Origin of the sequence: Delftia sp. WSY_22 (genome assembly GCF_043104185.1) — a bacterium.
GTDB classification, from domain to species: Bacteria; Pseudomonadota; Gammaproteobacteria; order Burkholderiales; family Burkholderiaceae_C; genus Comamonas; species Comamonas tsuruhatensis.
This window is the reverse complement of sequence record NZ_JBICKN010000044.1, coordinates 14,924-41,609: the sequence shown is the minus strand read 5'-3', so window position 1 is coordinate 41,609 and position 26,686 is coordinate 14,924. Positions and strand designations below refer to the sequence as shown.

The 26,686-nt window shown below is 68.8% G+C and carries 23 protein-coding genes; 15 read left to right on the top strand and 8 right to left on the bottom strand.

Going from position 1 to position 26,686, the window contains the following annotated elements; all coding sequences use genetic code 11:
• Positions 1 to 201 precede the first annotated feature (201 nt).
• On the top strand, positions 202 to 1,302 hold the full coding sequence (locus tag ACF8NF_RS21220; RefSeq protein WP_392451224.1) for a sensor histidine kinase: 1,101 nt from the start codon (positions 202 to 204) through the stop codon (positions 1,300 to 1,302).
• Positions 1,295 to 1,939 carry a response regulator transcription factor gene (locus ACF8NF_RS21215; RefSeq protein ID WP_392451223.1) on the top strand — a complete coding sequence of 215 codons (645 nt, stop codon included), beginning with the start codon at positions 1,295 to 1,297 and terminating at the stop codon, positions 1,937 to 1,939. The genes ACF8NF_RS21220 and ACF8NF_RS21215 overlap by 8 nt, the downstream gene beginning before the upstream one ends.
• Positions 1,940 to 1,989: 50 nt before the next feature.
• Here the strand turns inward: ACF8NF_RS21215 and ACF8NF_RS21210 are convergent, their stop codons facing one another.
• The 5 genes from ACF8NF_RS21210 to ACF8NF_RS21190 all read right to left on the bottom strand — a co-directional run bounded on the left by ACF8NF_RS21210 (position 1,990) and on the right by ACF8NF_RS21190 (position 7,506).
• On the bottom strand, positions 1,990 to 3,654 hold the full coding sequence (locus ACF8NF_RS21210; protein ID WP_212645016.1) for an MFS transporter: 1,665 nt from the start codon (positions 3,652 to 3,654) through the stop codon (positions 1,990 to 1,992).
• A gap of 11 nt (positions 3,655 to 3,665) precedes the next feature.
• A complete protein-coding gene (locus ACF8NF_RS21205) occupies positions 3,666 to 5,564 on the bottom strand; it encodes an amidohydrolase (RefSeq protein WP_392451222.1) in 1,899 nt (632 codons plus the stop codon).
• A 124-nt stretch (positions 5,565 to 5,688) separates the two neighbouring features.
• Entirely contained in the window at positions 5,689 to 5,955 is a 267-nt protein-coding gene (locus ACF8NF_RS21200; RefSeq protein WP_016447950.1) for a XapX domain-containing protein, read from the bottom strand.
• Positions 5,956 to 5,994: 39 nt separating this feature from the next.
• Positions 5,995 to 6,693 carry a hydrolase gene (locus ACF8NF_RS21195; RefSeq protein ID WP_310042406.1) on the bottom strand — a complete coding sequence of 233 codons (699 nt, stop codon included), beginning with the start codon at positions 6,691 to 6,693 and terminating at the stop codon, positions 5,995 to 5,997.
• Between the two features lie 108 nt (positions 6,694 to 6,801).
• Positions 6,802 to 7,506 (bottom strand): pirin family protein, encoded by a 705-nt coding sequence (locus tag ACF8NF_RS21190; RefSeq protein ID WP_016447948.1) that lies wholly within the window; start codon positions 7,504 to 7,506, stop codon positions 6,802 to 6,804.
• A gap of 102 nt (positions 7,507 to 7,608) precedes the next feature.
• Between ACF8NF_RS21190 and ACF8NF_RS21185 the strand changes: the two genes are divergently transcribed.
• The gene (locus ACF8NF_RS21185) at positions 7,609 to 8,532 is read left to right on the top strand and encodes a LysR family transcriptional regulator (RefSeq protein ID WP_016447947.1); all 924 of its coding nucleotides are present in this window, start codon (positions 7,609 to 7,611) and stop codon (positions 8,530 to 8,532) included.
• Positions 8,533 to 8,570: 38 nt separating this feature from the next.
• Here the strand turns inward: ACF8NF_RS21185 and ACF8NF_RS21180 are convergent, their stop codons facing one another.
• Complete coding sequence (locus ACF8NF_RS21180; protein ID WP_016447946.1) at positions 8,571 to 9,092, bottom strand: YqaA family protein; 522 nt, start codon at positions 9,090 to 9,092, stop codon at positions 8,571 to 8,573.
• Between the two features lie 106 nt (positions 9,093 to 9,198).
• On the opposite strand from ACF8NF_RS21180, the gene ACF8NF_RS21175 reads away from it, so the two are divergent.
• The 6 genes from ACF8NF_RS21175 (at position 9,199) to ACF8NF_RS21150 (ending at position 13,981) form a co-directional block, all read left to right on the top strand.
• Positions 9,199 to 9,816: a hypothetical protein gene (locus ACF8NF_RS21175; RefSeq protein WP_392451221.1), complete on the top strand. Its 618-nt coding sequence runs from the start codon at positions 9,199 to 9,201 to the stop codon at positions 9,814 to 9,816.
• 143 nt (positions 9,817 to 9,959) lie between these two features.
• Positions 9,960 to 11,030 (top strand): tRNA dihydrouridine synthase DusB, encoded by a 1,071-nt coding sequence (dusB, locus tag ACF8NF_RS21170; protein WP_017406139.1) that lies wholly within the window; start codon positions 9,960 to 9,962, stop codon positions 11,028 to 11,030.
• Positions 11,027 to 11,260 carry a Fis family transcriptional regulator gene (locus ACF8NF_RS21165; protein WP_016447943.1) on the top strand — a complete coding sequence of 78 codons (234 nt, stop codon included), beginning with the start codon at positions 11,027 to 11,029 and terminating at the stop codon, positions 11,258 to 11,260. Before dusB ends, ACF8NF_RS21165 begins: the two co-directional genes overlap by 4 nt.
• Positions 11,261 to 11,304: 44 nt before the next feature.
• Positions 11,305 to 12,903: a bifunctional phosphoribosylaminoimidazolecarboxamide formyltransferase/IMP cyclohydrolase gene (gene purH, locus ACF8NF_RS21160; protein ID WP_016447942.1), complete on the top strand. Its 1,599-nt coding sequence runs from the start codon at positions 11,305 to 11,307 to the stop codon at positions 12,901 to 12,903.
• Positions 12,903 to 13,379 (top strand): c-type cytochrome, encoded by a 477-nt coding sequence (locus ACF8NF_RS21155; protein WP_017406137.1) that lies wholly within the window; start codon positions 12,903 to 12,905, stop codon positions 13,377 to 13,379. The genes purH and ACF8NF_RS21155 overlap by 1 nt, the downstream gene beginning before the upstream one ends.
• 2 nt (positions 13,380 to 13,381) lie before the next feature.
• Complete coding sequence (locus tag ACF8NF_RS21150) at positions 13,382 to 13,981, top strand: DNA-3-methyladenine glycosylase I (RefSeq protein WP_016447940.1); 600 nt, start codon at positions 13,382 to 13,384, stop codon at positions 13,979 to 13,981.
• Positions 13,982 to 14,031: 50 nt separating this feature from the next.
• On the opposite strand, the gene hemL is transcribed toward ACF8NF_RS21150, so the two are convergent.
• Positions 14,032 to 15,348 carry a glutamate-1-semialdehyde 2,1-aminomutase gene (gene hemL / locus ACF8NF_RS21145; protein ID WP_370690594.1) on the bottom strand — a complete coding sequence of 439 codons (1,317 nt, stop codon included), beginning with the start codon at positions 15,346 to 15,348 and terminating at the stop codon, positions 14,032 to 14,034.
• 74 nt (positions 15,349 to 15,422) lie between these two features.
• On the bottom strand, positions 15,423 to 16,382 hold the full coding sequence (locus ACF8NF_RS21140) for a bifunctional hydroxymethylpyrimidine kinase/phosphomethylpyrimidine kinase (RefSeq protein WP_016453190.1): 960 nt from the start codon (positions 16,380 to 16,382) through the stop codon (positions 15,423 to 15,425).
• A gap of 115 nt (positions 16,383 to 16,497) precedes the next feature.
• On the opposite strand from ACF8NF_RS21140, the gene ACF8NF_RS21135 reads away from it, so the two are divergent.
• From ACF8NF_RS21135 to ACF8NF_RS21110, 6 genes are read left to right on the top strand one after another with little or no spacing between them, the layout of a single operon-like run.
• Complete coding sequence (locus ACF8NF_RS21135) at positions 16,498 to 16,650, top strand: rubredoxin (RefSeq protein ID WP_080650042.1); 153 nt, start codon at positions 16,498 to 16,500, stop codon at positions 16,648 to 16,650.
• Between the two features lie 47 nt (positions 16,651 to 16,697).
• Positions 16,698 to 17,096, top strand: a complete 399-nt coding sequence (locus tag ACF8NF_RS21130) for a PleD family two-component system response regulator (protein WP_016447937.1) — start codon at positions 16,698 to 16,700, stop codon at positions 17,094 to 17,096.
• Positions 17,096 to 17,461 carry a PleD family two-component system response regulator gene (locus ACF8NF_RS21125; RefSeq protein ID WP_016447936.1) on the top strand — a complete coding sequence of 122 codons (366 nt, stop codon included), beginning with the start codon at positions 17,096 to 17,098 and terminating at the stop codon, positions 17,459 to 17,461. Before ACF8NF_RS21130 ends, ACF8NF_RS21125 begins: the two co-directional genes overlap by 1 nt.
• Before the next feature lie 15 nt (positions 17,462 to 17,476).
• Positions 17,477 to 18,004, top strand: a complete 528-nt coding sequence (locus tag ACF8NF_RS21120) for a chemotaxis protein CheW (protein WP_016447935.1) — start codon at positions 17,477 to 17,479, stop codon at positions 18,002 to 18,004.
• An 18-nt stretch (positions 18,005 to 18,022) separates the two neighbouring features.
• On the top strand, positions 18,023 to 20,275 hold the full coding sequence (locus tag ACF8NF_RS21115) for a methyl-accepting chemotaxis protein (RefSeq protein ID WP_016447934.1): 2,253 nt from the start codon (positions 18,023 to 18,025) through the stop codon (positions 20,273 to 20,275).
• Between the two features lie 50 nt (positions 20,276 to 20,325).
• Positions 20,326 to 26,649, top strand: coding sequence for an Hpt domain-containing protein (locus tag ACF8NF_RS21110; protein ID WP_392451220.1), 6,324 nt, complete (start codon positions 20,326 to 20,328; stop codon positions 26,647 to 26,649).
• The last annotated feature ends 37 nt before the right edge of the window (positions 26,650 to 26,686 follow it).

Below are 26,686 nucleotides of genomic sequence, written 5' to 3'. Positions count from 1 at the left end.
CCCCTGAGCCGCTGCGCGGCTTCCCCCTCTCTCGCTGCGCGGGAGGGGGACGACACCTTCGGTGCGGGGCGTCCCTTCCTCGGTGTCCCTTGTTTTGGGTCGCGCCAGTATCGTACGGTTCGGGTATAGCTTGCATTCAGGTGCAGCGGCTTCTTGAATGAGAATTGGCAGCTGACAGTCCATTCCTTTTCCCTGCACGCCATGACCACCGCTCTGCGCCGCTTTCCCCATTGGCCCCGGGCCCTGATCCTGGCGGCCATGGGCGTCGCCATGGCCGCGATCTTCGCGCTGGACACGCTGACCGACTACGCCGTGGCGGCCGCCGTGTTCCACACCGCCATCATCCTGGTGGCGGTGCGCTGGTTCAGCCCGCGCGTGGTCATCGGCCTCACGGCGCTGTGCATCGTGCTGACCCTGGCCAGCTTTGCGCTCACGCCTGCCGGTGCCTATCGCACCGGACTGATCAACATGGTGATCAGCATCCTGGCCATTGCCATCACGGCCTATCTGGGCCTGAAGATGGTGGCGGCCCAGAACGCGGCCCATGCGGCGCGCACCCAGCTGCTGCGCATCACCCAGACCACCAGCCTGGGGCAGTTGACGGCCTCCATCGCCCATGAGGTCAACCAGCCGCTGGCGGCCATCGTCACCAGCGGCAACGCCTGCCAGCGCTGGCTGGCCCAGGAGCCGCCCAACCTCGCCAAGGCCGGCCAGGCGCTGGAGCGCATCCTGGGCGATGCGCAGCGCGCCAGCGATGTCATCGCCCGCATCCGCAGCATGGCACGCGGAGACGCACCCAGCCGGCAGTCCTTCGACCTCAACGAGGCCGTGCGCGAAATGGCCCGCCTGTCGGACGCCGAGCTGGACCGGCGCGGCGTGGCCCTGGACCTGCAGCTGGCGACCGCGCTGCAGCCGGCCTGGGCCGACCGCGTGCAGATCCAGCAGGTGCTGGCCAACCTGCTGCTCAATGCCATGGACGCCATGCAGCACACACCGGCCGCGCAGCGGCGCATCGCCATCGCCACGCAGGCCCTGGGCCAGCAGCTGGTGCTGACCGTGGCCGATGCGGGCGAAGGCCTGTCGCCCCTGGCCCGCACCCACCTGTTCGACGCCTTCTGGACCACCAAGCCCGACGGCATGGGCCTGGGCCTGAACATCTGCCGCCACATGGCCGAGGCCAACGGCGGCCGCATCTGGGCCACGGACCGCGAGGACGGGCGCGGGGGCACGGCTTTTCACGTCACCATCGCCTGCGCCCCGGCCACGGGCGACAGGTCTTCCACGGGATTGCGCCATGGCTGAACCTTCCACGGCCGAAGCCGAGGCACTGGTCTACATCGTCGATGACGACGCCTCGGTGCGCGCAGCCATCGAGGACCTGCTGGCCTCGGTGGGCCTGTGCGTGCGCGCCTTCGGCGCCACGCGCGAGTTTCTGGACCACTGGCAGCGGCAGCCGCCGCCGCCGCAGGGACCGGCCTGCCTGGTGCTGGACATCCGCATGCCTGGGCAAAGCGGCATGGACTTCCGGCGCCAGATGCTGGAGCTGGGCCTGAAGCTGCCCACCATCTTCATCACCGGCCATGGCGACATTCCCATGAGCGTGGAGGCCATGAAGACCGGCGCCATCGAGTTCCTGACCAAGCCCTTCCGCGACCAGGACCTGCTCGACGCCATCCAGCAGGGCATTGCCCTGGACCGCCAGCGCCGTGCGCTGGACGCCGGCGAACAGGCGCTGCGCGCCTGCTGGCAGTCGCTGTCGCCCGGCGAGCAGGAAGTGGTCGTGGGCGTGGTGCGCGGCCTGCTGAACAAGCAGATCGCGGCAGACCTGGGCGTGAGCGAAATCACGGTCAAGGTGCGCCGCAGCCAAGCCATGCGCAAGATGCAGGTGCGCACGCTGGCCGACCTGGTGCGTGCGCTGGAGCGGCTGGATATCCGCTGAGGTGTCCTGGCAGGCCGGGCGCAGGCCAGGGGCCGGCCTGCCGCAACGCTTCAGTGGGCGTGGCCGTGCGCCGGTGCCTGCGCAGGCCCGCTTGCGGCACTGGCGGCATCCAGCGCCAGGAAGTGGTGGACCACGGGCCGCCCGGGGCCGATGTGAAAGCGCAGCGCCTGGGCCTGCAGATCGGCATCGGCCCTGGACACGCGCTGGTGCTGGCGCAGATGCTCGGCCCAGGACTCCACCAGGAACCACTCGATCACCCGGCCCGGCTCGCCCGTGTGCTCGGCAATGCCCCAGGCATAGGCGCCATCGCGGCGGCGTTCGCGTGCCACATGCTGCATGGCCTCGATGAAGGCCGGCAGGTCCTGGCGGCGCACCTGGTACTCCACCTGGATCATCACCGGGCCACGGTCATGGGCCACCGGTTCGGCCAGCAGCGGCTCGGGCCAGTGGTTGGAGGCCTGCAGGTCCGCCTCGCCCGTGGGCAGCTTGATGCGGTGGAACACCAGCGAGATGGCCACCAGGCCCGCCGCGCCGATCAGCAGCGCTGTGGGAATGCCCACGCCCTGTGCAAACAGCCCCCAGGCCAGGCTGCCGCCCGCCATGGCGCCGTTGAACACCATCAGGTAGATGGCCAGCCCGCGGCCGCGCACCCAGTTGGGCAGCACCGCCTGGGCCACGCCGTTGAGCGTGGTCAGCGCAATGATCCAGCCCAGGCCCAGCACCAGCATCAGCAGCACGGCGGCCCATTGCGGCGGCGCCGTGGACAGCGCGGCCATCACGGCGGCGCTGAGCACGGAGGACAGGAGCACCAGGCCATCGGCATCCAGCCTTTTGCGCAGGCGCGGCAGCACCAGCGCGCCCAGGATGGCGCCTGCGCCCACGGCGCCCAGCATCACGCCGTAAAAGCCTGCCGAGCCGCCCAGCATGCGCCGCGCCACCAGCGGCAGCAGGGCCCAGACCGAGCTGGCGAACAGGAAGAACACGGCGGCGCGCAGCAGCACCACATGCAGCTCGCGGCTGGAGCGGGCATAGCGCAGGCCAGCGCGGAAGGCGCCGAAGAACTGCTCGTTCAGGGCCGATGCCTCGGCCTTGGGGCGCTTCCACCAGACCAGCGCGGCGATCACGAACACGTAGCTGGCCACGTCCGCACCGTAGGCCGCCGCCGCGCCGAAGCTGGCCAGCAGCAGGCCGCCGGCCGCAGGGCCCAGGGCGCGTGCGATGTTGATGCCCAGCGAGTTCAGCGCCACCGCGTTCTTGAGGTCGCTGCGCGGCACCAGCTCGGGCACGATGGACTGCCAGGTCGGCCCCATCAGCGCCGCGCCTATGCCGCCCACGAAGGTCAGCGCCACCAGGTACTCCACGGTCAGCGTGTTGGTGCGGGCCAGCAGCAGCAGGCTGGCGCTGACGGCGGCCAGCAGGATCTGGATGCCGATCAGGAAACGCCGGCGGTCCAGGATGTCCGACAGCACGCCTGCCGGAATCGCCAGCAGGAAGATGGGCAGCGTGGCCGCCGTCTGGATCAGGGCCACGGCGGCCGGGCTGGCCGACAGCTCGGTCACCATCCAGGAGCTGGCCACATCGCGCATGAAGCTGCCGATATTGCCCAGCACCGTGGCGGCCCACAGCACCGCGAACACGGGCTGTCGCAGCGGCGCGAAGCTGCCGGAGGAACTGCCGGCAACAGCTGGGGCAGACGGCTTGGAATCGATGGACATGGCCTTGCTCCTCAGGCCATCCAGCAGGAGCAGCCCAGCGCGCCGAAGAAGCTTCGGGGGTCGGAGGTCGGCACGTTCGATGCCCAGGCGTCGGCATGGCGGTGGCCGTGCATGCCGCAGCTGGTGCCGCAGCCGCAGGCCACCGCCAGGCTGCGGTAGCGCGCGGGGTTGAGCGAGTTCCTGCCCGCGCCCTCGGGCTCGCCCCAGGCGCCGTAGCCGCCAAAGCGCCGCACGGGAGACCAGTCGGGCATGGCCGGCGGCAGCGGGTTGTCGTCATGCTGCTGGAAGGGGCCTGCGCCATAGACCACGCGGCCGCCCACCACGGTGAGGTCGGAGGTGAGGAAGGAGATCTCGTCCTCGGGCACGGCGAAATAGTCCTTGCTGGGCACGATCATGTCGGCCAGCTGGCCCACCTGGATGCGGCCGCGCAGGCCTTCCTCGTTGGAGAACCAGGCCACGTTCTCGGTCCACATGCGCAACGCGGTCTCGCGGTCCAGCAGGTTGCGCTGGGGGTACATCTGCAGGCCGCCCACGGTCTTGCCCGTCACCATCCACGACAGCGACACCCAGGGGTTGTAGGACGCCACGCGCGTGGCGTCCGTGCCGGCCGAGGTCTTCACGCCGCGCTCCAGGATCTTCTTGACGGGCGGCGTGGCCTCGGTGGCGCGTGCGCCGTAGCGCTCGGTGAAATATTCGCCCTGGTAGGCCATGCGGTGCTGCACGGCCACGCCGCCGCCCAGGGCCGCAATGCGGTCGATGGACTTGTCCGAAATGGTCTCGGCATGGTCGAAGAACCAGTTCAGGCCGTCGATGGGCGTGTCGCGGTGCACCTTCTCGAACACATCGAGCGCGCGCGAGATGGTCTCGTCATAGGTGGCGTGCAGGCGCCACGGCCATTGGTTCTGCACCAGCACGCGCACCACTTCCTCCAGGTCGCCCTCCATGCTGGGCGGCATGTCGGGGCGCGGCTGGCGGAAGTCCTCGAAGTCGGCGGCCGAGTACACCAGCATCTCGCCCGCGCCGTTGTGGCGGAAATAGTCGTTGCCCTGCTTGTATTTCACGCTCTGCGTCCACTTCAGGAAGTCGGCCTTCTCCTCCTTGGGCTTTTGCGTGAACAGGTTGTAGGCCAGGCGCACGGTGATCTGGTTGGCCTCGCTGAGCTTCTGGATCACCTCGTAGTCGTCGGGGTAGTTCTGGAAGCCGCCGCCCGCATCGATGACGCCGGTCACGCCCAGGCGGTTGAGTTCGCGCATGAAGTGGCGCGTGGAGTTGACCTGGTAGTCCAGCGGCAGCTTGGGACCCTTGGCCAGCGTGGCATAGAGGATGGTGGCGTTGGGCTTGGCCAGCAGCAGGCCCGTGGGGTTGCCGTTGGCATCGCGCGTGATCTCGCCGCCGGCGGGCTCGGGCGTGTCGCGGGTGTAGCCCACGGCGCGCAGGGCGGCCGCGTTGAGCAGGGCGCGGTCATACAGGTGCAGCAGGAACACCGGCGTGTCGGGCGCGATGGCGTTGATCTCCTCGATGGTGGGCAGGCGCTTTTCCACGAACTGGTGTTCGGTGAAACCGCCGACCACGCGCACCCACTGCGGCGCGGGCGTGTTGGCCACCTGGCGCTTGAGCATGTCCAGCGCATCGGCCAGCGAGCGCACGCCGTCCCAGCGCAGCTCCAGGTTGAAATTCAGGCCGCCGCGAATCACGTGCGTATGGTTGTCGAACAGGCCGGGCAGCACGCTGCGGCGCTGCAGATCGATGCGGCGCGTGCCGCTGCCGGCCAGGGCCAGCACCTCGGCGTCCGAGCCCACGGCGATGAACCGGCCGTCCTTCACGGCCACGGCGGTGGCCGTGGGCTGGGCCTTGTTCAGGGTGGTGAAGCGGCCGTTGTGGAAGACGACTTCGGGCGTGGAATCGGACATGGAGGCTCCTTGGCGAGCGTTGGTGGTGCAACCCAGCAGTCCACCCATGGCAAGGGTGGCTGCGGAGCCCAGGACTTTTCTGCGCGTGGTCATGGTGCAGTTTTCTTGAAGGTTTGGGGAGAGGTCAGCCGTGCTGCCGATCGGCATCGGTGCTCTTGCGACCGGGCAACTCGCCCAGCACATGCTCGGTGGCCTGCGTCTTGCTGCAGGCGCTGCGCAGGTCCATGCCCTGCAGCAGGTGCCGGCCCACGGGCACGATCTGCTCGCCGGCCAGGATGCCCAGCAGGCCGACCAGGGCCACCAGCGGCGGTGCGGGCGAGCGCACCTGCAGCAGGCTGTAGACCACGCCGACCAGCAGGCCGGCCCCCAGGGAAAGTGCATAGAGCTTCATGGCGAGACTCCTTTGGCGGGCCGGCGGCGGCGCTGGTGCTCAGGCCTTGGCGGGGTTCGGGCCCACGGTCTCGCCATGCTGCACGCGCTCGGCGGCCTTGTGCACCATGGTGTAGGCATAGTCCACGCCCATGCCGTAGGCGCCGGAATGCTCGCGCACGATGTCCATCACCGCGTCATAGGTCTCGCGGCGGGCCCAGTCGCGCTGCCATTCCAGCAGCACCTGCTGCCAGGTCACGGGCACCACGCCGGCCTGCACCATGCGGTCCATGGCGTAGTTGTGGGCGTCCAGCGACGTGCCGCCCGAGGCGTCGGCCACCATGTAGATCTCGTAGTCCGTGTCATGCAGGGCCGAGAGGGCGAAGGTGGTGTTGCACACCTCGGTCCACAGGCCGGAGACCACGATCTTCTTGCGGCCCTGGGCGGCGTTGGCGGCCAGCGCATCCCGCACGTTCTGGTCGTCCCAGGAATTCATGGAGCTGCGCTCCAGCAGCCTGTGCTCGGGGAACACGGCCAGCAGTTCGGGATAGGTGTGGCCGGAGAAGCTGCCCGTCTCCACCGTGGTGATGGTGGCGGGAATGCCGAAGGCCTTGGCCGCCTTGGCCAGGCCCACCACATTGTTCTTGAGCACCTGGCGGTCGATGGACTGCACGCCGAAGGCCATCTGGGGCTGCTGGTCGATGAAGATGATCTGGCTGTTGGCGGGGGTCAGGACTTCGAGGTACTTGCGGTCGGTCATGGTGATCTCCTGTGAGGCAGTGGGTTGGGTGAAGGAAGGGACAGCGGAAATTCGGAAAGACAGTTGGGGCAGGTGGGCCCCGGCCGGAGCCGGGGCGGCAAGGGCGCTTCAGCGCGCCGTGTCGACGAGCACCAGCTCGGCGTCGGTCAGGGCCGTGACGCGCAGGGTCTCGACGTCGCTGATGGCGGCGCCGTCGCGCTCCTGCAGCGTCACGCCGTCGATCTGCACCGAGCCGCTGGCCGGCACCAGGTAGCCCAGGCGGTCGCGGCCGATGCGGTACTCCGTGCTCTCGCCGGCCTTGAGCGTGGCGCCCAGCACCCGGGCGGCGGTGCGGATGGGCAGGGCGTCCTCGTCACCGGGCAGGCCGCTGGCCAGGGCCACGAAGCTGCCCGAGCGCTCGCCCTTGGGGAAGGGCTTGGCACCCCAGGACGGGGGCTGCTGGCCGCGCTCGTCGGGCATGATCCAGATCTGGAAGATCCGCGTCGTGCCCTTTTCCTGGTTGTATTCCGAGTGGCGGATGCCGGTGCCCGCGCTCATTACCTGCACGTCGCCCGCTTCGGTGCGGCCCTTGTTGCCCAGGCTGTCCTGGTGGGTGATGGCGCCTTCACGGACATAGGTGATGATTTCCATGTTGGCGTGGGCATGGGGCGGGAAGCCCGTGCCGGCGGCGATGGTGTCGTCGTTCCACACCCGCAGCGCGCCCCAGCCCATGCGGGCCGGATCGTGGTAGCCGGCGAAGGAAAAGTGGTGCTTGGCATCGAGCCAGCCGTGGTTGGCACCGCCAAGGGCTTGGAAGGGACGGCGTTCGATCATGGTGTTCTCCTGCTGCGTTGTGTGTTGCGATGGATGAACTTTATGTTTTGCCGATCAAGAAGAGAATAGAAAATATGCAAAGACATCTATTCCAAAACTTTCATGCCAAGACTTCCTGACCTCGAAGCCTGGGCCGTCTTCGCCAAGGTGGCCGAGACGGGCTCCTTCGCCAAGGCCGCCGCCGAGCTGGGCGTCTCCCAGCCCACCATCTCCAAGGCCATCACGCGGCTGGAGACGCGGCTCAAGACCAGCCTGTTGCACCGCACCTCGCGGCGCATGTCGCTGACGGCCGGCGGCCAGGCCTCTCTGGAGCGGGCCGCGCGCATCCTGGCCGAGGGCGAGGCCGTGGAGGCCGAGATCAGCGAGCAGTCCAAGAGCCTGCGCGGCCCCATCCGCATTGCGGCGCCCATGTCGTTCGGCATCTCGCACCTGGCGCCGGCCGTGCCCGCCTTCATGGCCGAGCACCCGGAAGTCACGCTGGACCTGCACTTCAGCGACGAGCTGATCGACGTCGTGGCCCAGGGTTTCGACATCGCGCTGCGCATCTCCTCGCTGCCCGACTCCAGCCTGCTGGCGCGGCGCCTGTGCACGGTGCGCCTGCTGCTGGTGGGATCACCCGAATACTTCGAGCGCCACGGCCGCCCCACCCATCCGCGCGAGCTGGCGCAGCACCGGGCGCTGCGCTATGTGCACAGCCGCCTGGGCGAGGCCTGGCGCTTCGTGCATGCGCGCCGCGGCGAGTTCGCCCAGGTCGTGCCCACGGCCATGCGCGTGAACAATGCCGAGGGCCTGGCGCCGGCCCTGCGCGCCGGGCTGGGCCTGGCCCTGCAGCCCGAATTCCTGGCCTGGGAAGATTTGCAATCGGGTGCGCTGCAGACCTGCATGGACGACTGGCAGGTGCCCTCCATCGCCCTGCACATCGTCACGCCGCCGGGGCGCGCCCGGCCGGCGCGCGTGCAGGCGCTGATCGATTTCCTGGCCGCGCACTTCGCGCTGGCGCCCTGGGCGCGCGAGCCGCAGGCGTAGATCGCAAAAGGGGAGGGCTTCGGTGGGGGGCTTCGGCCTCAGCTGGCCCAGGAGGCCGGCAGCAGCTGCAGCAGCACCACCGTCATCACCACATAGCGCAGGAACTTGCCGATGGCCATGTAGAACACGCAGGGCCAGAACGGCAGGCGCAGCCAGCCGGCCACGGCGCACAGCGGATCGCCCACCACGGGCAGCCAGCTCAGCAGGCAGGCCTTGGCGCCCAGGCGGCGCAGCCAGACGCGGGCGCGGCGCTCGTGGCGTGACAGATTGCGCGGCGGCTTGGCCCGTTCAGGCGGCAGCCCGGCCAGCCGCCGCTCGCGTGCCGCGCGCCAAGCCTTGTGCGCGCCCAGGCCCATCCACCAGCTGATGGCCCCGCCCAGCGTATTGCCGGCCGTGGCCACGAAGACCGTCTGCCAGAACAGGTCGGGGTTGAGCTGCAGCAGGCCGACCACCGCAGGCTCCGAGCCCAGCGGCAGCAGCGTGGCCGAGATCAGGGCCACGATGAACACGGTGCTGAGGCCGAACTGCGGCAGCGCCAGCCAGCCCAGCAATTGATGCATCCAGACTTCCATAGGTGCTGCCAAGTGTAGGTCTGCGCTGGCTGACGCCTTGTCGGCCTGAAGCTATCGTGGGGTCTGGTCCGGAACCACAAGCACAGGGGGCGTCATGCAGACAGGGCGGATTGCAGGATGGGCGGGATGGGCGGCATTGGGAATGGCAGCAGCCGGCCTGGCCGGCTGCGCCGCGTTGCCGCCATCGCCAGGCAAGGACACCACCGTGGTGGCACAGGCCGCTGCCCAGGCGCCACCGACCCAGGAGGCCGCACCGACCTCGGCCTGGGGCAAGGCGCTGCAGGCCAAGGGCTGCACCCTGCCGGACCCGGCCGTGGCCGACAGGCTGGAGCAGCTGCAGCGCGAGCTAGAGCCTCTGGGCCTGGAGCCGCGTCTGCAAGGCTGCGTGAGCCTGGCCGGTCCCGAGCCCCGCCCGGCCCTGGTGCTGGACGCCTGGGTGACCGACGGGCGCAAGGCCATGGCCGTGGTGCGCGGCCCGCTGGCCGACGGCGAGGCGCTGGACCTGGGGCTTGAGGCTGGGCTGCAGACAGCTGGGCTGCACGCAGCCGGGCCGCAGAAAGCCGGGCTGCAGAAGGTCGGCCTGCGCCCCATGCCCGACGACCAGGTCTCTCCTGACGTGCAATTCAACCGCCGCTGGTGGCAGGGCCGGCTCGGCGCCTACGGGCTGCAGGCCGTTCCGGGCCAGGTGCGCACCTTCGTTCCCACACCATGAAACCGCTGCGCTGTCTTGTTTTCGCCGCTTGGCCGCCTTGACGGCCCGGTTTTAGCCCTGCTGAAAATTTGGGCAGGTACAATCTTGGTCCTTTGTTGCCGCCCGTTTTGTGATCGGCGCGCGCGTTTTCTCCGGCTTTCCCGATGTCCTCCCTTCCCCTGTCCATAGGCCCCCATGCCCTGGCCAACCGCCTGTTCGTCGCCCCCATGGCGGGGGTGACGGATCGGCCGTTCCGCCAGCTGTGCAAGGCTCTGGGCGCGGGCTATGCGGTCAGCGAGATGGTGACTTCGCGCAAGGACCTGTGGAACAGCCTCAAGACCTCGCGCCGCGCCAACCATGAAGGCGAGCCCGGGCCCATCGCGGTGCAGATCGCGGGCACGGACGCCGAGATGATGGCCGAGGCCGCGCGCTACAACCTGGACCGTGGCGCCCAGATCATCGACATCAACATGGGCTGCCCGGCCAAGAAGGTCTGCAACAAATGGGCCGGCTCGGCCCTGATGCAAAACGAGGCCCTGGCCGTGGAGATTGCCCAGGCTGTGGTAGAGGCCTGCGCCCCGCACGGCGTGCCCGTCACGCTGAAGATGCGCACCGGCTGGTGCGACGCGCACAGGAACGCCGTGGTGCTGGCCCGCCGCTTCGAGGAGGTGGGCATACAGATGCTCACCGTGCACGGCCGCACGCGCGAGCAGGGTTACAAGGGCTTTGCCGAGTACGACACCATCGCTGCCGTCAAGGCGGCGGTGCGCGTGCCCGTGGTGGCCAATGGCGACATCACCGGCCCCGAGAAGGCGCGCGACGTGCTCGCCTACACGGGCGCCGATGCCGTGATGATCGGCCGCGCCGCCCAGGGCCGGCCGTGGATCTTCCGCGAGATCGCGCACTTCCTGGCCACGGGCGAGCACATGGCCCCGCCCCTGGTGGCCGAGCTGCGCCGGCTGCTGCTGGAGCATCTGCAGGACCACTACAGCCTGTACGGCGAAGGCACCGGCGTGCGCAGTGCGCGCAAGCACATCGCCTGGTACCTGCGCAGCCTGCCGGGCGGCGAGGCATTCAGACAACACATCAACACCATCGAGGACTGCGCGGTGCAATGGCAGGCCGTGGCCGACTATCTGGACGCCCTGGGCGCGCAGATGGACCGGATACCAGCCGCCATCGATGCCGGCGCCACAAGCGCCGAATTCGCAGAGCCCGCAGGAATGACAGTATGAGCAACCAGAACATCGAACAATGCGTGCGTGAAAGCCTGGAGGGGTACTTCCGCGATCTCGACGGCGAAAAGCCCAACGGCATGTACGACATGCTGATCCACCTGGTCGAAAAGCCGCTGCTGGAAGTGGTGATGAGCCAGGCCGACAACAACCAGTCCCGCGCCGCCGACTGGCTGGGCCTGAACCGCAACACGCTGCGCAAGAAGCTGCTCGAGCACGACATGCTCTGAGCGGCACGAATTCCCCTTTTTTCAAACTCCCTGCACCGACGCCCATGAACGCCCTGCTCTCCGTCTCTGACAAGACCGGTATTGTCGAATTCGCCCAAGGCCTGCACGCCCTGGGCATCAAGCTGCTGTCCACCGGCGGCACCGCCAAGCTGCTGGCCGAGGCCGGCCTGCCCGTGACCGAGGTCGCCGAAGTCACCCAGTTCCCCGAGATGCTGGACGGCCGCGTCAAGACCCTGCACCCCAAGGTCCACGGCGGCCTGCTGGCGCGCCGCGAGCTGCCCGCCCACATGGCGGCCCTCAAGGAGCACGGCATCGACACCATCGACCTGCTGGTGGTGAACCTCTACCCCTTCGAGGCCACCGTGGCCAAGGCCGGCTGCACGCTGGCCGACGCCATCGAGAACATCGACATCGGCGGCCCGGCCATGGTGCGCTCTGCCGCCAAGAACTGGGCCGACGTGGGCGTGATCACCGATGCCGGCCAGTACGAGGCCGTGCTGGCCGAACTCAAGGCCAATGGAAAGCTCTCCGACAAGCTGCGCTTTGCGCTGTCCGTGGCCGCCTTCAACCGCATTGCCCAGTACGACGGCGCCATCAGCGACTACCTGTCCAGCGTGAAGTTCGAGGACGACAAGCTCTCCGAAGCCTACGTGCCAGAGCGCAGCGCCTTCCCCGGCCAGAGCAACGGCCACTTCACCAAGGTGCAGGACCTGCGCTACGGCGAAAACAGCCACCAGCAGGCCGCTCTGTACCGCGACCTGTATCCGGCCCCCGGCTCCCTGGTCACGGGCGAGCAGCTGCAGGGCAAGGAGCTGTCGTACAACAACATCGCCGACGCCGATGCCGCCTGGGAATGCGTCAAGAGCTTCGAGCAGCCCGCCTGCGTGATCGTCAAGCACGCCAACCCCTGCGGCGTGGCCGTGGGCAAGGACGCGCACGAAGCCTATGCCAAGGCCTTCCAGACCGACCCCACCAGCGCCTTCGGCGGCATCATCGCCTTCAACCGCACGGTGGACAAGGCGGCGGCCGAGGCCGTGGTCAAGCAATTCGTCGAGGTGCTGATGGCCCCCGACTTCACGGCCGAGGCGCTGGAAATCTTCAAGCCCAAGGTCAATGTGCGCCTCATGAAGATCGCCCTGCCGGCCGGCGGCGAGCGCGCCTGGGACCAGGGCCGCAACGCCGTGGACGCCAAGCGCGTCGGCTCGGGCCTGCTGCTGCAGACCGCCGACAACCATGAGCTGGCCCTGGCCGACCTCAAGGTCGTCACCGTCAAGCAGCCTACGCCCGAAGAACTGCAGGACCTGCTGTTCGCCTGGAAGGTCGCCAAGTACGTCAAGAGCAATGCCATCGTGTTCTGCAAGAACGGCATGACCATGGGCGTGGGCGCAGGCCAGATGAGCCGCCTGGACTCGGCGCGCATCGCCTCCATCAAGGCCGAGGCCGCCAAGCTGAGCCTGCAGGGCACGGTCGTGGCCAGCGATGCCTTCTTCCCCTTCCGCGACGGCCTGGACGTGGTCGTTGACGCAGGCGCCACCTGCGTGGCCCAGCCCGGCGGCTCCATGCGCGACCAGGAAGTCATTGACGCCGCCAACGAGCGCGGCGTGGCCATGGTCTTCACCGGCGTGCGCCACTTCCGCCACTGATGGCCGGCCAACTGCCTCCTGGCGCAGACGACGAGGGCGACGACGCCCCCCAGCGGCCCCGCTGGCTGGGCTGGGCGCTCGTGGTCTTCATGCTGCTGGTGGCGCTGGGTGTCTTCAACATCGGCTGGCGCATCATGCGCGGGCCGGCTGTCGGGGCCACCACGGCGGCGGCCGCCGCTGCCGTGACAGCCGACGCGCAGCTGGCCGCCGGCAAGGCCCTGGTGGAAGGCAATGACTGCCTGCGCTGCCACGGCCTGGTGCGCCACTACGTGGGCCCGTCCTTCCAGCAGATCGCCGGCCGCTACCGTGGCCGCGAAGATGCCGCCGACTACCTGGCGCGCAAGATCCGCGAGGGCGGGGCCGGCGAATGGGGCCGCGCCATCATGCCGCGCCACCCGCACATCGATACGGCGCAATCCCTGCAGATGGCGGCCTGGCTGCTGTCCCTCCCTTCTCCCGAACCCGGGAAATCCTGACCATGTCCCGCCTGTTCACCGCCCCCGACGGCCGGCCGCGCTGCCACTGGTGCGCGGCCACGGACAGCTACCTGGCCTACCACGACCGTGAATGGGGCTTTCCCGTCACCGACGACCGGCGCCTGTTCGAGAAGCTCAGCCTCGAAGGCTTCCAGTCCGGCCTGAGCTGGCTGACCATCCTCAACAAGCGCGAGAACTTCCGCGCGGCCTTTGCGGGCTTCGACTTCCACCAGGTCGCGCGCTTCACCGAGGACGACGTGCTGCGGCTGCTGGGCGATGCGGGCATCGTGCGGCATCGCGGCAAGATCGAGGCCGTGATCAACAACGCGCAGCGGGCGCTGGAGATGGTGGAGGCGCAAGGCTCGCTCTCGGCCTTCTTCTGGCGCCATGCGCCGGAGCCCGTGACCGGTGGCGGGCCCGTGTCCGAGACGGCCGAGTCCCGGGCGCTGTCCAAGGAGCTGAAGAAGCTCGGGTGGAAGTTCGTGGGGCCTACGACCGTTTACTCATTCATGCAGGCCATGGGCCTGGTCAACGACCATGCGCAGGGCTGTGCCGTGCGCGATGAGGTCGAACAGGCGCGCCAGGCTTTTCTTCGGCCCTGACGTGAAAAGAGCCCGTAAGGGCGGGCTCGATCGGCAGGTACGGGCCAGCGTCAGAGCGTCTTGAACACTTCGCGTGCGGCTTCGATGGTCTTGTCGATGTCCTCGTCCGTGTGCGCGGCGCTCACGAAGCCGGCCTCGTACAGGGCGGGTGCGAAGTAGTGGCCGCGCTCCAGCATGCCGTGGAAGAAGCGGTTGAAGCGTGCGCCATCGGTCTTCATGACCTCGGTCCAGGTGCTGGGCAGCTCGGGCAGCAGGTAGAAGCCGAACAGGCCGCCCTGGTGGTCCACGCTGAAGGGCACGCCGGCGGCGTCGGCCTCGGCCTTGAAGCCGGCCATCAGGCGGCCGGTCTTCGCGTGCAGGGCGTCGTGGAAGCCCGGCTCGCTGATCAGCTCCAGCGTCTTGAGGCCGCAGGCCGTGGCAATGGGGTTGCCCGACAGGGTGCCTGCCTGGTAGACCGGGCCCAGGGGCGAGAGCTTTTCCATGATCTCGCGGCGCGCGCCGAAGGCCGCCATGGGCATGCCGCCGCCGATGACCTTGCCCAGCACGGTGATGTCGGGCGCAAAGCCTTCGATCTGCTGGGCGTACAGGCTCTGGGCGCTGCCCAGGGCCACGCGAAAGCCGGTCATCACCTCGTCGTAGACCATCAGCGCGCCATGCTCGCGCGTGAGTTCGCGGATGCGGCGCGTGAAGGGCACGCTGGCGCGCACGAAGTTCATGTTGCCGGCAATGGGCTCCATGATCACGCAGGCGATCTGATCGCCGAACTGGGCGAAGGCCTCCTCGAGCTGGCCCACGTCGTTGTATTCCAGCACCACGGTGTCCTTGACCACGTCCTGCGGCACGCCGGCCGAGGAGGAGGCGCCGAACGTCGCCAGGCCCGAGCCGGCCTTGACCAGCAGGGCGTCGGCATGGCCGTGGTAGCAGCCGTTGAACTTGATGATCTTGTTGCGGCCCGTGAAGCCGCGCGCCAGGCGCAGCGCGCTCATGCCGGCCTCGGTGCCCGAGCTGACCATGCGCACCATGTCCATGGAGGGCATGAGCGAGAGGATCTTCTCGGCCAGCACGACCTCGCGCTCCGTGGGGGCGCCGAAGGAGAAGCCTTCCAGCGCGGCGGCCTGCACGGCGGCCATCACCTCGGGGTGGCCGTGGCCCAGGATCATCGGACCCCAGGAGCCGATGTAGTCGGTGAACTGCTGGGCGTTCTCGTCCCAGAAATGCGCGCCCTGCGCACGGCGCACGAAGCGCGGCGTGCCGCCCACGGCGTTGAAGGCGCGCACGGGCGAATTCACGCCGCCGGGGATCACGGCCTTGGCGCGTTCGAACAGGGGAATATTCAGGTCAGTGGTCATAGTGCAGGAGTCTGCCATGTGCGGGGTACAAGCCAGAGGTGCCAAGCCAAGGGCCTGTGCCGGCCGCGCAGCCGCTCAGGCGGTGGCCTGCCTCAATGCTTGGTGTCATGAGGGGGCATCACGAAGCCTTCGATGGCCTGGGTGTCGGGGTCCAGTTCGGCGAGGGGCTCGGCGGCGGCCTCGGCATCTTCATCCTCGGGCTCGGGCTGGGCCCAGAACATGCGGTCCGGGATGTAGTGGCCCATGCCGGGGCGAAAGCCGCTGTCCAGGCTGCGGTCCAGGTACTCCAGCGCCTCCTGCGTGGCCAGCCCCAGGTCGTTGCCGCTGGCCACCAGGGCCGTCAGCGCGGCCGACAGGGTGTCGCCCGAGCCGGTGAAGGTGGCGTCGAACATCTCGTACTTGCTGTTGCCCAGCACCGACTGCGCCGTGGCCAGCACGTTGTCCACGAACTGGTCGGGCAGGGGAATGCCGGTGACCAGCACGTAGGGCACTTCCAGGGCCTCGGCCGCCATGGCGATGTCGCGCGCCGTGGGGCTGCGGCTGTTGGTCCAGTCGGGCAGCAGCCAGCGCGACAGCGTACTGTGGCTTCCAACCAACACAGACGTTTGCGGAAGAACAAGTTCCTTGAGGGCGTCCATGTACTGGTCGAGCGGGTCTTCCTCCCACCACGACAGGTCGGGCATGTAACAGACGATGGGGATGTCGGGGTAGTCGGAGGCGATCTCGGCAATCGCTGCCAGGTTGCCCGGGCTGCCCACGAAACCGACCTTGATGGCGGACACGGGAATGTCCTCCAGCACGGCGCGCGCCTGCTCGGCCACGGCCTCGTCGTCAAAGGGAAAATGCTCGAAGATCTTGGCCGAATCGCGTGCGTAGGCACCCGTGACCACGGGCAGCGGATGGCCGCCGACCGAGGCGATGGTGGCGATATCGGCCGACAGGCCGCCCGCCCCGCTGGGGTCGCTGGCGTTGAAGACCAGCACGCAGACGGGCGCGGTTTCGTCCATCGGCTCGGTGTCGGGACTGGGGGAGTTGGAGGGGTTCAATGCCATGGCTCAGCCCAGTGTGCGCCCCGCCAGCGAAGGCCGTGGCGGGTGGTTGTGACTAGATACAATCGTTGCATTCTATGTGAAGGCCCTTTAAGCTGTGACCGACCCCAAAACTTGGATGTGCTTGATCTGCGGGTGGATCTATGACGAGGCGCTAGGCTGCCCCGAGCATGGCATCGCACCCCAGACGCGTTGGGAAGACGTGCCCATGAACTGGACCTGTCCCGAGTGCGGAGCACGTAAAGAAGACTTTGAGATGGTCGAAATCTGAGCGCGGGACCACCCGCGCCGACTCATACATTTCCGGGAGGTTTCTCAGTGACGACATCGGGCGCACCCTTGCGCGTACTCGTGGTGGATGACAGCAATACCATCCGCCGCAGCGCAGAAATCTTCCTCAAGCAGGGCGGGCACGAAGTGCTCCTGGCCGACGACGGCTTCGACGCACTGTCCAAGGTCAACGACTACCAGCCCCAGCTGATCTTCTGCGACATCCTCATGCCCAAGCTGGACGGCTACCAGACCTGCGCCATCATCAAGCGCAACGCGCGCTTTGCTGACACGCCTGTGGTCATGCTCTCGTCCAAGGACGGCGTATTCGACAAGGCGCGCGGGCGCATGGTGGGCTGCCAGGACTACCTCACGAAACCCTTCACCAAAGACCAGCTGCTGCAGGCCGTGGAGCAGTTCGGCAAGCAAACCATAGGAGCACTTTGATGCCCATCCGCAAAGTCCTGGTCGTGGACGACTCCAAGACCGAACTGATGTTTCTGTCCGACATGCTGCAAAAGCAGGGCCTGCAGGTACGCACGGCCGAGAATGGCGAAGAGGCCATGCGCAGCCTGGCCGAAGACCGTCCCGACCTGATCCTGATGGACGTGGTCATGCCCGGCCAGAACGGCTTTCAACTGACGCGTGCTATCACGCGCGACCCGCTGTACGCCGACCTGCCCATCATCATGTGCACCAGCAAGAACCAGGAGACCGACCGGGTCTGGGGCATGCGCCAGGGTGCGCGGGACTACATCACCAAGCCTGTGGATGCAGACGAGCTGCAGGCCAAGATCGCGGCGCTGAACTGATCTGGTGCGCTGCCCATGGCGAACCGTGAAGCACTGCGCGATCTGCAGTCCCGTCTGGCTGGCCGCCTTCAGGCCGCACGCAGCGAAGGCGTCAAGGTGGCGGCCTGGCTGGCCGTCCAGGCCGGCGGGCGCAACTACCTGATGCCGCTGGGCCAGTCCGGCGAGATCTTTCCCTGGGCCGGCGTGCAGCCTGTGCCCTATACAAAGCCCTGGTTCCTGGGCATTGCCAACCTGCGCGGCACCCTGGCCGGCGTGATCGACCTGGCCAGCCTGCTGGGCCACGGCGTCACACGCAGCGAACCGGCGCTGGCCGAGTCCAGCCTGCTGGCGTTCAATGCCGCGCTGGAAGTGAATGCGGCCCTGCTCGTGGACCGCCTGCAGGGCCTGCGCAGCGCCGACGCATTCGTGCGTACCGAGCCTGCGCCCGAGCACTCTCCCGCCTTTTTCGGCCCCGTGCATATCGATGAAGCGGGCCACCGCTGGCAGGAGCTGCAACTGCAGCGCCTGTCCCAAACCTCCGAGTTTCTGAGCATTCGCGCCTGAGTTTCTGAAGGTCGTCCCATGTCATTCTTGCAACGTCTTGCAAATCGCTTCCAACGCAAGCCGGCCGACGCCGGCTCCGGTGCGGACAACAGCATGCTCGGAGACACCGTCTCCCAGGATATGTACGCACTCGATGCGTCACTGACCGTGCAGGGCGCCCCCGACGCCATGCCGGGCCGCGACGGCGGCGCAGCCGTTGACCACGACATGGTGGCCCTGCCGCTGCTGGGCCGCGCGCCTGCCGCGCGCCACCAGCGCACGCTGTCCACCTTGCTGGGTGTGTCGGTGCTGGCCCTGGTGCTGGCGGCGGCCTGGGCCCTGCGCCAGGCCGACGGCTCGGCGCAGCAGCTGGCCGCCACCGGCCAGGCGCTGATGCAGTCGCAGCGTCTGGCCAAGTCGGTCTCGCAGGCGCTGACGGGCGCGGCATCCTCCTTTGTGGACGTGCAGGACAGCTCCGGCGTGCTGGCGCGCAACGTGCGCGCCATTGCCTCGGGCGACGACTCCATGGGCGTGCGCCCGCTGGGCGGCGCCTATGCCGACGAACTGGCCCAGATCACGCCGCTGATGGAGCGCGCCGAGCAAAGCGCCAAGGTGGTGATGGACCAAAAGCAGATCCTGACCCAGGTCGGCGACGCGCTGCGCACCATCAACCGGCAGTCCTCGGACCTGCTGGAGATCGCCGAAACCATCTCCTCGCTGAAGCTGCAGCAGGGCGCCAGCCCGGCGGAAATCTCCGCTGCCGGCCAGCTCGTGATGCTGACCCAGCGTATCGGCAAGTCGGCCAACGAATTCCAGACCGCCGAAGGCGTGAGCCCCGAGGCCGTGTTCCTGCTGGGCAAGGACTTGAACTCGTTCAAGGAAATCTCCGAAAGCCTGCTGAGCGGCAGCAGCGAGCTGCGCCTGCCTCCCACGCGCGACGCCCAGACCCGCGAGCAGATCGAGGCGCTGATCAAGCTCTACGAAGAGACCCGCAGCGAGGCCAGCGCCATTTTGGGCAACCTGCAGGGCCTGGTGTCCGCCCGCGAAGCCCAGACCGCCATCAACGCCGACAGCGAACCGCTGCGCCGCCATCTGGAAGACCTGCAGAACAAGCTGCAAAGCGGCGCCGGCATCGGCTCGCTGCCCATGGGCCTGCTGGCGCTGGCCACCGTGCTGGTGCTGCTGTGCGGCGTGGGCCTGTCCCGCGTGCAGCTGCTCGACAGCCGTCTGCGCCAGGAAGCGGCCGAACGCCGCCAGGAAGAGTCCCGCGTGCAGGAGCATGAAGCCAAGCGCATCAACGATGCCAACCAGGCCGCGATTTTGCGCTTGATGAACGAACTGCAATCGGTGGCCGAAGGCGATCTGACGCAGGAGGCCACCGTGACCGAGGACATCACCGGCGCCATTGCCGACTCGGTGAACTACACGGTGGAAGAGCTGCGCGCCCTGGTGGGCAGCGTGCAGAACACGGCAACCCGCGTGGCACAGACCACGGCCGAGGTGGATGCCAACTCCACCGAGCTGCTGGCCGCGTCGACCGAACAGCTGCGCGAAATCCGCGAAACCGGCCGCTCCGTGCTGGACATGGCAGGCCGCATCAACGAGGTCTCGACCCAGGCGCAGGAATCTGCCCAGGTGGCGCGCCAGTCGCTGGAAGCTGCGGACCTGGGCCTGAAGGCCGTGCAGAACGCCATCGGCGGCATGAACTCCATCCGCGACCAGATCCAGGAAACCTCCAAGCGCATCAAGCGGCTGGGCGAATCCTCGCAGGAGATCGGTGAAATCACCGAGCTGATTTCCGACATTACCGAGCAGACCAACGTGCTGGCGCTGAACGCCGCCATCCAGGCCGCATCGGCCGGTGAAGCCGGTCGCGGCTTCTCGGTGGTGGCCGAAGAAGTGCAGCGCCTGGCTGAGCGCTCGGCAGATGCGACGCGCCAGATCGCGGCGCTGGTGAAGGCGATTCAGACCGACACCCAGGATGCCGTGGCCGCCATGGAGCGCTCCACCCAGGGTGTGGTCGAGGGGGCGCGACTGTCCGACTCCGCAGGTACCGCGCTGACCGAGATTGATACCGTGTCGCGCCACCTGGCCGAGCTGATCGAGCTGATCTCCTCGTCCACCTCGCGCGAGGCCGTCCTGGCCAACGACGTGGCCGAGAACATCCAGCACATTTTCGCGGTGACGGAGCAGACGGGCGAAGGCACGCGCACCACGGCGCAGCAGGTGCGCGAACTCTCGCACATGGCCGAGGAACTGCGCCAGTCGGTGGCGCGTTTCAAGATTGCCTGACCCGGTCCAACATAGCTATGCACAGGCCCTAGGGGCTTGGGGAACTGTCCATGTCAGTGGTTGACGAATCGCAAACGGGCGCGGCGCAGGCCGCGCACACCGAACAGGACCTGGGCCCGCTGGCCTGGGTGCTCGATGAGCTGCGCAAGTCGCTGGAAGGCGCGAGCAAGGCCGTGGCGCGTTTCGTGCGCGATGCCGATGCGGCGCGCGCCTCGGACCTTGAGGAGCTTGACACCTCGGCCCTGCGCATCGCCCGCCAGCAGCTGCACCAGGCCTGCGGCGCCCTCGAAATGGTGGGCCTGGGCTCTCCGGCCCTGGTGCTGCGCGGCATGGAAAGCGCCGTGCAGCGCTTCGTGCAGCGCCCCGAGCTGTGCACCGACCAGGCCGCCGCCACGCTGGAGCGCGCCAGCTTTGCCCTGATCGAATACCTGGAAACCGTGCTGGCCGGCAAGACCGTCTCGGCCGTGGCCCTGTTTCCCCAATACCGTGACACCCAGGCGCTGGCCGGCAACGACAAGGTGCATCCGGCCGACCTGTGGCCTGCCGAGCGCCGCGCGCGCGAGCCCGAATGGGCGCGCCAGGCCGAGCCGCTGGCCTACGGGCCCGATGCCCGGGCCCTGCTCGACGGCGTGGTGCTGCGCATGGTCAAGAGCGATGACCGCGAGGCCGCCGCCCAGATGCGTGACCTGTGCCTGCGCTTTGCCGTGGCCCAGACCGAGGATGTCACCGCACGCAGCTTCTGGAAGGTGGCCGCTGGCTTCTTCGACGCGCAGTCGCGCGGCCTGATCGTTGTCGACCTCTATGTGAAACGCATGGCCTCGCGCGTGCTCATGCAGTACGCGGCCATGGCCAAGGGCGACCGCACGCCGCCTGCGCGCCTGCTGCAGGACCTGCTGTTCTTCTGCGCCCAGGCGCGCCCGGCCGAGCAGGCCGGCGCTGCCCTGCAGGCGGTGCGCCAGGCCTATGGCATGCAGGCCCAGCCGCAGGTGGACTACCAGCAGACCCGCTTTGGCCGCTACGACCCGGCCGTGTTGGTGCAGGCGCGCAAGCGCATCACCACGGCGGCGGAGACCTGGTCCGCCCTGGCAGGCGGCGACCGTGCGCGCACCAAGATCGTGGTGGACCAGTTCGCCCAGGTGGCCGAATCCCTGGTCAAGCTGCACCCGGCCAGCCATGGCCTGGCGCGCATGCTGATCAAGGTGGCCGAAACCGTGGCCCGCATCGGCGAGCCGCCGCCGGCGGAACTGGCCATGGAAGTGGCCACCTCCGTGCTCTATCTGCAGGCGGCCTTTGCCACCATGGACATGGGCGACGAGGAACTGGCCGAGCAATCCGCCAACCTGGTCCAGCGCCTGGAGGAATCCCTGCAGGGCGCGCCCGCGCGGCCGCTGGAGCCGTGGATGGAGGAGCTGTACCGCCAGGCCAGCGACCACCAGACCATGGGCTCGGTCGTGGGCGAATTGCGTGCCACGCTGGCCGAGGCCGAGCGGCACCTGGACCAGTATTTCCGCAACCCCGCCGATGCCACCGTGCTGGCGCCGGTGTCTGGCCAGATGGCGCAGATGCGCGGCGTGCTGTCCGTGCTGGGCCTGGACCAGGCCACCCAGGCCATGCAGCGCATGCGCGAAACCGTGGAGCGGCTGGTATTGGGCGAGATCGCCGAGTCAGAACGTGCCCAGGTCTTCGACAAGCTGGGCAACAGCCTGGGCGCCATGGGTTTCCTGATCGACATGCTGAGCTACCAGCGCAGCATGGCGCGCAAGCTCTTTGTCTATGACGAGGCCGAAGGCGGCCTGCGCATCCTGATGGGCCGCCGTGGCCACCGCGCCGACGACGCGGGCAAGGCGCCCGAGCAGCTGCCGGCCCTGGACACCGCCGCCGTGCCGCCGCAGCGCGAAGCCGTTGCCGTGGCCCAGCCGCTGCCCGTGCCCCAGATCCAGCCCGCCGAGACTGCACACGACCTGCCTGCCGAACCCACTGCGGCAGCACCGTCGGTGCCGGCGCCGCCGCCACCCTCCGTGGACCTTGTGCCCGAGCCCCTGCCGCAGGCGACTGTCGCCGGGCAGCAAGCGCTGGCCGACGATGCCGAACTGGCGCAATTCGCCAAGGCGCTCGAGATACCCGCCGAAGCGGCTCAAGCAGCTGACGTGGCTGAAGCGGCCGAACCGGTGCCCGGCCCTGCTGCCGCTGCCGCCACGGCTCAGCCCGAACCCCTGCCTGAACCCGTTCCCCCGCTGGCCGGTCTGACCGTCTCGGAAGATGATTCCGACGACGAAATCCTGAGCATCTTCCTGGAAGAGGCCCGCGAGGTCGTGGACAACGGCCTGCAGGCGCTGCGCACCCTGGCCGATGAGCCCGGCAACCTCAGCGAGCAGACCACGCTGCGCCGCGCCTTCCATACGCTCAAAGGCAGCTCGCGCATGGTCGGCCTGGATGAATTCGGCGAAGCCGGCTGGGCCATGGAGCAAATGCTCAATGCCTGGCTGGCCGAGCAAAAGCCCATGCCCCAGCCCATGCAGGAGCTGGCCAGCGACGCGCTGCGCGCCTTTGGCGCCTGGGCTTCGGCCATCGAGCGCCAGCAGGCCGATGCCTGGCTGGCCACGCCCTTCCGCGCCGCAGCCGATGCCATGCGCCTGGAAGGCGTGCGCGCCGACGTGGCCTTGGTGCCGCGCGCCGACCGCCGCACGCAGGCCGAGCCTGCCGCGGTCGAGGCGCCGGTGGAGCCCTTCGCCGCAGTGGAGCAGCAGCTGCAGGCCGAGCAGCGGGAAGCCCCCGAGCCGGCCGTGCCCGCCGAGACCACCGGGACCGCCGGTGACCTGGACATTGCGCTGGACTTCGGTCTGCTGGACCTGGACCCCCAGCCTGCGGCGGCTGTGCCCGAACAGTCGCAGGGTTCAACGCAGCCGGAGACCGCCGAGGCACCCGCCGCGCTGGCCACCGACGCGGTGGAGGAGCTGGACTTCGCCGCCTTCGAGGCGGCCATGCGCGACAGCGAGCAGGAAGCCCTGGCCGTTGTCTCGGGCGACCAGCCCGCGCTGCCCGGCACAGAGACCGTGCCCGAGGCACATGCCGACGCGCTGCCCGAGCTGCAAGCAGAAGCAGGCGCAGAAGCCGAAGCCGAAGAGCAGGCTCCGCACGCCGCCGTGCCGCTGGCGCCTTTCGAGGGGCTGGATCTGGACCTGACTCCGGCAGCCGCACCTGCCGAGGCCATCGAAGCCGTAGAAGCTTCCGAGGCGGAAACCCCGCAGGAGCTGCATACCGAATCCGTGGCCGATGAGGCGCCTGCGGTGGCTGAGGAGTCCGGCGCACAGGAGCCGTCCGGCGTCGATGCCGATGGCTTCAAGGTCGTGGACGGCCTGCGCATCAGCGCGCCGCTGTACAACGTCTATCTCAACGAGGCCGACGAATGGTCGCGCCGCCTGGACCTGTCGCTGCAGCAATGGGCGACCGAGCCCGGCGAGCCCGTGCCCGATGACGCCATCGCCTTCGCGCATTCGCTGGCCGGCAGCTCGGCCACCGTGGGCTTCAAGGCCTTGTCGGACCTGGCGCGCCTGCTGGAGCATGCGCTGGCCCATCTGCAGCCGCAGCGCTGCGGCACGCCTGAGCAGGTCGCCGCCTGCATTGCGGCTTCCGACGAGGTGCAGCGCCTGCTGCACCAGTTCGCGGCCGGCTTCCTCAAGACACCCCAGCCGGGCGTGGAAGAAGCCCTGCAGGCACTGCTGGCGCTGGATATCGAAGTCGCGGACGCTCCGGACAGCCGGCTCGATGCGCTGCTGCCGCAGCCAGGCACGGATGCCGTGCTCGACGCCGGCGCCCATGCGCAGGCCCAGGCACAGGACGTGGCGCCGCTGGCCTATTCCATGCGCCCCCTGGTCAACGACGCACGCCAGGAAGCCGAGCTGCAGCGCCGCATCGATGAGGCCATCGCCCATGCGGTGGCCGTGGGCAACGACCTGGACGACGACATCGACGCCCTGGACGAGGTGGACCCCGACCTGTTCCCCATCTTCGAGGAAGAGGCCATCGAGCTGCTGCCCCGCCTGGGCGCTGCACTGCGTCGCTGGCATGGCCGGCCTTCCCTGGACGAGGCGCGCCACGAAACGCTGCGCGCCCTGCACACCCTCAAGGGCAGTGCCCGGCTGGCTGGCGCCATGCGCCTGGGCGAAATGGCCCACCGGCTGGAATCCGCCGTCGAGCGGGTCGACAGCGAATCTCCCACGGCCGAGCAGATTGAGCCCTTGCTGGGCAACTTCGACGCATTGCAGGCCGGTTTCGACGTGCTGCGCGTTGCGGGCGAACAGGTGCAGGATGGGCCGCTGGGCCTGGCCGATGGGCCGGACCAGGCCGAGCCTGCCGCCTCTGCGGTGTCTTCTGACGCCACGGCCTCCGACGCCTCGGGCGCTGGCGCATCCCCGGCGCCAGCCGACGCACAGCCGGCTCCTGTCACCGCGCCGCTGCGTGCGGGCGCCCACCAGACGGTGCGCGTGCGCGCCCAGTTGCTGGACCGCCTGATCAGCCAGGCCGGCGAGGTGCTGATTGCGCGCTCGCGTGTCGATGCGCGCCTGGCCCAGGCCCGTGGCTCGCTGGACGAGCTGGCCGGCAACCTGGAGCGCCTGCGCATGCAGCTGCGCGACATCGAGGTCCAGGCCGAGAGCCAGATGCAGTCGCGCCTGGCCCTGTCCAAGGACTCGGCGGCCGGCTTCGACCCGCTGGAGTTCGACCGCTTCACGCGGGTGCAGGAACTCACGCGCATGATGGCCGAGTCGGTCAACGACGTGGCCACCGTGCAGCGCAACCTGCAGCGCGACATGGCGGGCGCCGAGGACGACCTGGTCGCCCAGGGCCGCCAGGCGCGCGAGCTGCAGCGCGACCTGCTGCGCACGCGCATGGTGGAGTTCGACTCCCTGGCCGAGCGCCTGTATGCCGTGGTCCGCCAGACCTCCAAGGAAATGGGCAAGCAGGTGCGGCTGAACATCCTCGGCGGCACCATCGAAATGGACCGGGGCATGCTGGACCGCATGATGCCGGCCTTCGAGCACCTGCTGCGCAACTGCGTGGCCCACGGCATCGAGCCGCCCGAGCAGCGCACCGCTGCCGGCAAGCCGGCCATGGGCACCATCGAAATCATCCTGAGCCAGGAGCGCAACGACGTGGCGCTGTCGGTGGAGGACGATGGCGCCGGCCTGAACCTGCAGCGCATCCGCGACAAGGCCGTGGCCCAGGGCCTGTGGCCCGAGGACCAGACGCTGACGGAGCAGGACGCCGGCCGCCTGATCTTCGAGCCCGGCTTCACCACCGCCACCGAGGTGACCGGCGTGGCCGGCCGGGGCATCGGCATGGACGTGGTGCGCTCCGAGGTCAACGCGCTGGGCGGCCGCATCGAGACCCACAGCGAAGCGGGCCGGGGCAGTGCCTTCCGCCTCGTGCTGCCGCTGACCACGGCCGTCACCCAGGTGGTCATGCTGCGCGCGGGCCGGCTGCTGGTCGGCGTGCCGGCCAGCCTGGTGGAAATCGTGCGCCGTGCGCCCTTGGATCTGCTGCAGCAGGCCTATGCCAGCCACGGCTTTGAAGATGGCGGCGAGACCTTGCCCTTCTACTGGGCGGGCGCGCTGTGGCAGTCCTCCCTGCGCAGCGAGGAAACCGTGGGCCGCACCCGGCCCGTGGTCATCCTGCGCAGCGCGTCGCAGCGCATTGCGCTGCACGTGGACGAAGTGCTGGGCAACCAGGAAGTGGTGATCAAGAACCTCGGCCCCCAGCTGGCCCGCCTGCCCGGCCTGACCGGCATGTCGGTGCTGGCCTCGGGCGCCGTGGTCCAGATCTACAACCCTGTGGCGCTGGCCAACGTCTATGGCGACGAGGTGCGCGCCCGGACCGAAGAGGCCGAGCGTGCCGCCGGCCAGGGCGACGGCGAAGCCGTGCCGGCCAGCGCGGGACCGGTCTCGGTGCCGCTGGTGCTGGTGGTGGACGACTCCATCACCGTGCGCCGCGTCACCCAGCGCCTGCTGCAGCGCGAAGGCTACCGCGTGGCCCTGGCGGCCGACGGCCTGCAGGCCATGGAACGCCTGGCCGAGGAGTGCCCGACCCTGGTGCTGTCCGACATCGAGATGCCGCGCATGGACGGTTTCGACCTGCTGCGCAACATCCGCGCCGACGAGGCCCTGCGCGACCTGCCCGTGGTCATGATCACCTCGCGCATCGCCCAGAAGCACCGCGAGATGGCGCGCCAGCTGGGCGCCAACCACTACCTGGGCAAGCCCTACTCGGACGAGGAGCTGCTGGGCCTGATCCAGCACTATTCCCTGCAAGGGAACAGCACCCAGCCTGCGCCGCTGTCACTGCAGACGGAGACGCAGGTGCTGGGCGAAGAGGCCTGAGCCTCGGCGGCCAGCCCTCGCCCCGCAAAGAAGGAGC

What these genes read in the sequence shown, in the direction of transcription:
- ACF8NF_RS21140 (WP_016453190.1), bottom strand. Translation starts at nt 16,382, where the DNA reads ATGGCATTGAACCCCTCCAACTCCCCCAGTCCCGACACCGAGCCGATG.
- ACF8NF_RS21165 (WP_016447943.1), top strand. Translation starts at nt 11,027, where the DNA reads ATGAGCAACCAGAACATCGAACAATGCGTGCGTGAAAGCCTGGAGGGG.
- ACF8NF_RS21200 (WP_016447950.1), bottom strand. Translation starts at nt 5,955, where the DNA reads ATGAAGCTCTATGCACTTTCCCTGGGGGCCGGCCTGCTGGTCGGCGTG.
- ACF8NF_RS21115 (WP_016447934.1), top strand. Translation starts at nt 18,023, where the DNA reads ATGTCATTCTTGCAACGTCTTGCAAATCGCTTCCAACGCAAGCCGGCC.
- ACF8NF_RS21190 (WP_016447948.1), bottom strand. Translation starts at nt 7,506, where the DNA reads ATGATCGAACGCCGTCCCTTCCAAGCCCTTGGCGGTGCCAACCACGGC.
- ACF8NF_RS21150 (WP_016447940.1), top strand. Translation starts at nt 13,382, where the DNA reads ATGTCCCGCCTGTTCACCGCCCCCGACGGCCGGCCGCGCTGCCACTGG.
- ACF8NF_RS21110 (WP_392451220.1), top strand. Translation starts at nt 20,326, where the DNA reads ATGTCAGTGGTTGACGAATCGCAAACGGGCGCGGCGCAGGCCGCGCAC.
- ACF8NF_RS21180 (WP_016447946.1), bottom strand. Translation starts at nt 9,092, where the DNA reads ATGCATCAATTGCTGGGCTGGCTGGCGCTGCCGCAGTTCGGCCTCAGC.
- ACF8NF_RS21215 (WP_392451223.1), top strand. Translation starts at nt 1,295, where the DNA reads ATGGCTGAACCTTCCACGGCCGAAGCCGAGGCACTGGTCTACATCGTC.
- ACF8NF_RS21210 (WP_212645016.1), bottom strand. Translation starts at nt 3,654, where the DNA reads ATGTCCATCGATTCCAAGCCGTCTGCCCCAGCTGTTGCCGGCAGTTCC.
- ACF8NF_RS21175 (WP_392451221.1), top strand. Translation starts at nt 9,199, where the DNA reads ATGCAGACAGGGCGGATTGCAGGATGGGCGGGATGGGCGGCATTGGGA.
- hemL (WP_370690594.1), bottom strand. Translation starts at nt 15,348, where the DNA reads ATGGCAGACTCCTGCACTATGACCACTGACCTGAATATTCCCCTGTTC.
- ACF8NF_RS21120 (WP_016447935.1), top strand. Translation starts at nt 17,477, where the DNA reads ATGGCGAACCGTGAAGCACTGCGCGATCTGCAGTCCCGTCTGGCTGGC.
- ACF8NF_RS21220 (WP_392451224.1), top strand. Translation starts at nt 202, where the DNA reads ATGACCACCGCTCTGCGCCGCTTTCCCCATTGGCCCCGGGCCCTGATC.
- ACF8NF_RS21135 (WP_080650042.1), top strand. Translation starts at nt 16,498, where the DNA reads ATGTGCTTGATCTGCGGGTGGATCTATGACGAGGCGCTAGGCTGCCCC.
- ACF8NF_RS21155 (WP_017406137.1), top strand. Translation starts at nt 12,903, where the DNA reads ATGGCCGGCCAACTGCCTCCTGGCGCAGACGACGAGGGCGACGACGCC.
- dusB (WP_017406139.1), top strand. Translation starts at nt 9,960, where the DNA reads ATGTCCTCCCTTCCCCTGTCCATAGGCCCCCATGCCCTGGCCAACCGC.
- ACF8NF_RS21205 (WP_392451222.1), bottom strand. Translation starts at nt 5,564, where the DNA reads ATGTCCGATTCCACGCCCGAAGTCGTCTTCCACAACGGCCGCTTCACC.
- ACF8NF_RS21195 (WP_310042406.1), bottom strand. Translation starts at nt 6,693, where the DNA reads ATGACCGACCGCAAGTACCTCGAAGTCCTGACCCCCGCCAACAGCCAG.
- ACF8NF_RS21125 (WP_016447936.1), top strand. Translation starts at nt 17,096, where the DNA reads ATGCCCATCCGCAAAGTCCTGGTCGTGGACGACTCCAAGACCGAACTG.
- ACF8NF_RS21185 (WP_016447947.1), top strand. Translation starts at nt 7,609, where the DNA reads ATGCCAAGACTTCCTGACCTCGAAGCCTGGGCCGTCTTCGCCAAGGTG.
- purH (WP_016447942.1), top strand. Translation starts at nt 11,305, where the DNA reads ATGAACGCCCTGCTCTCCGTCTCTGACAAGACCGGTATTGTCGAATTC.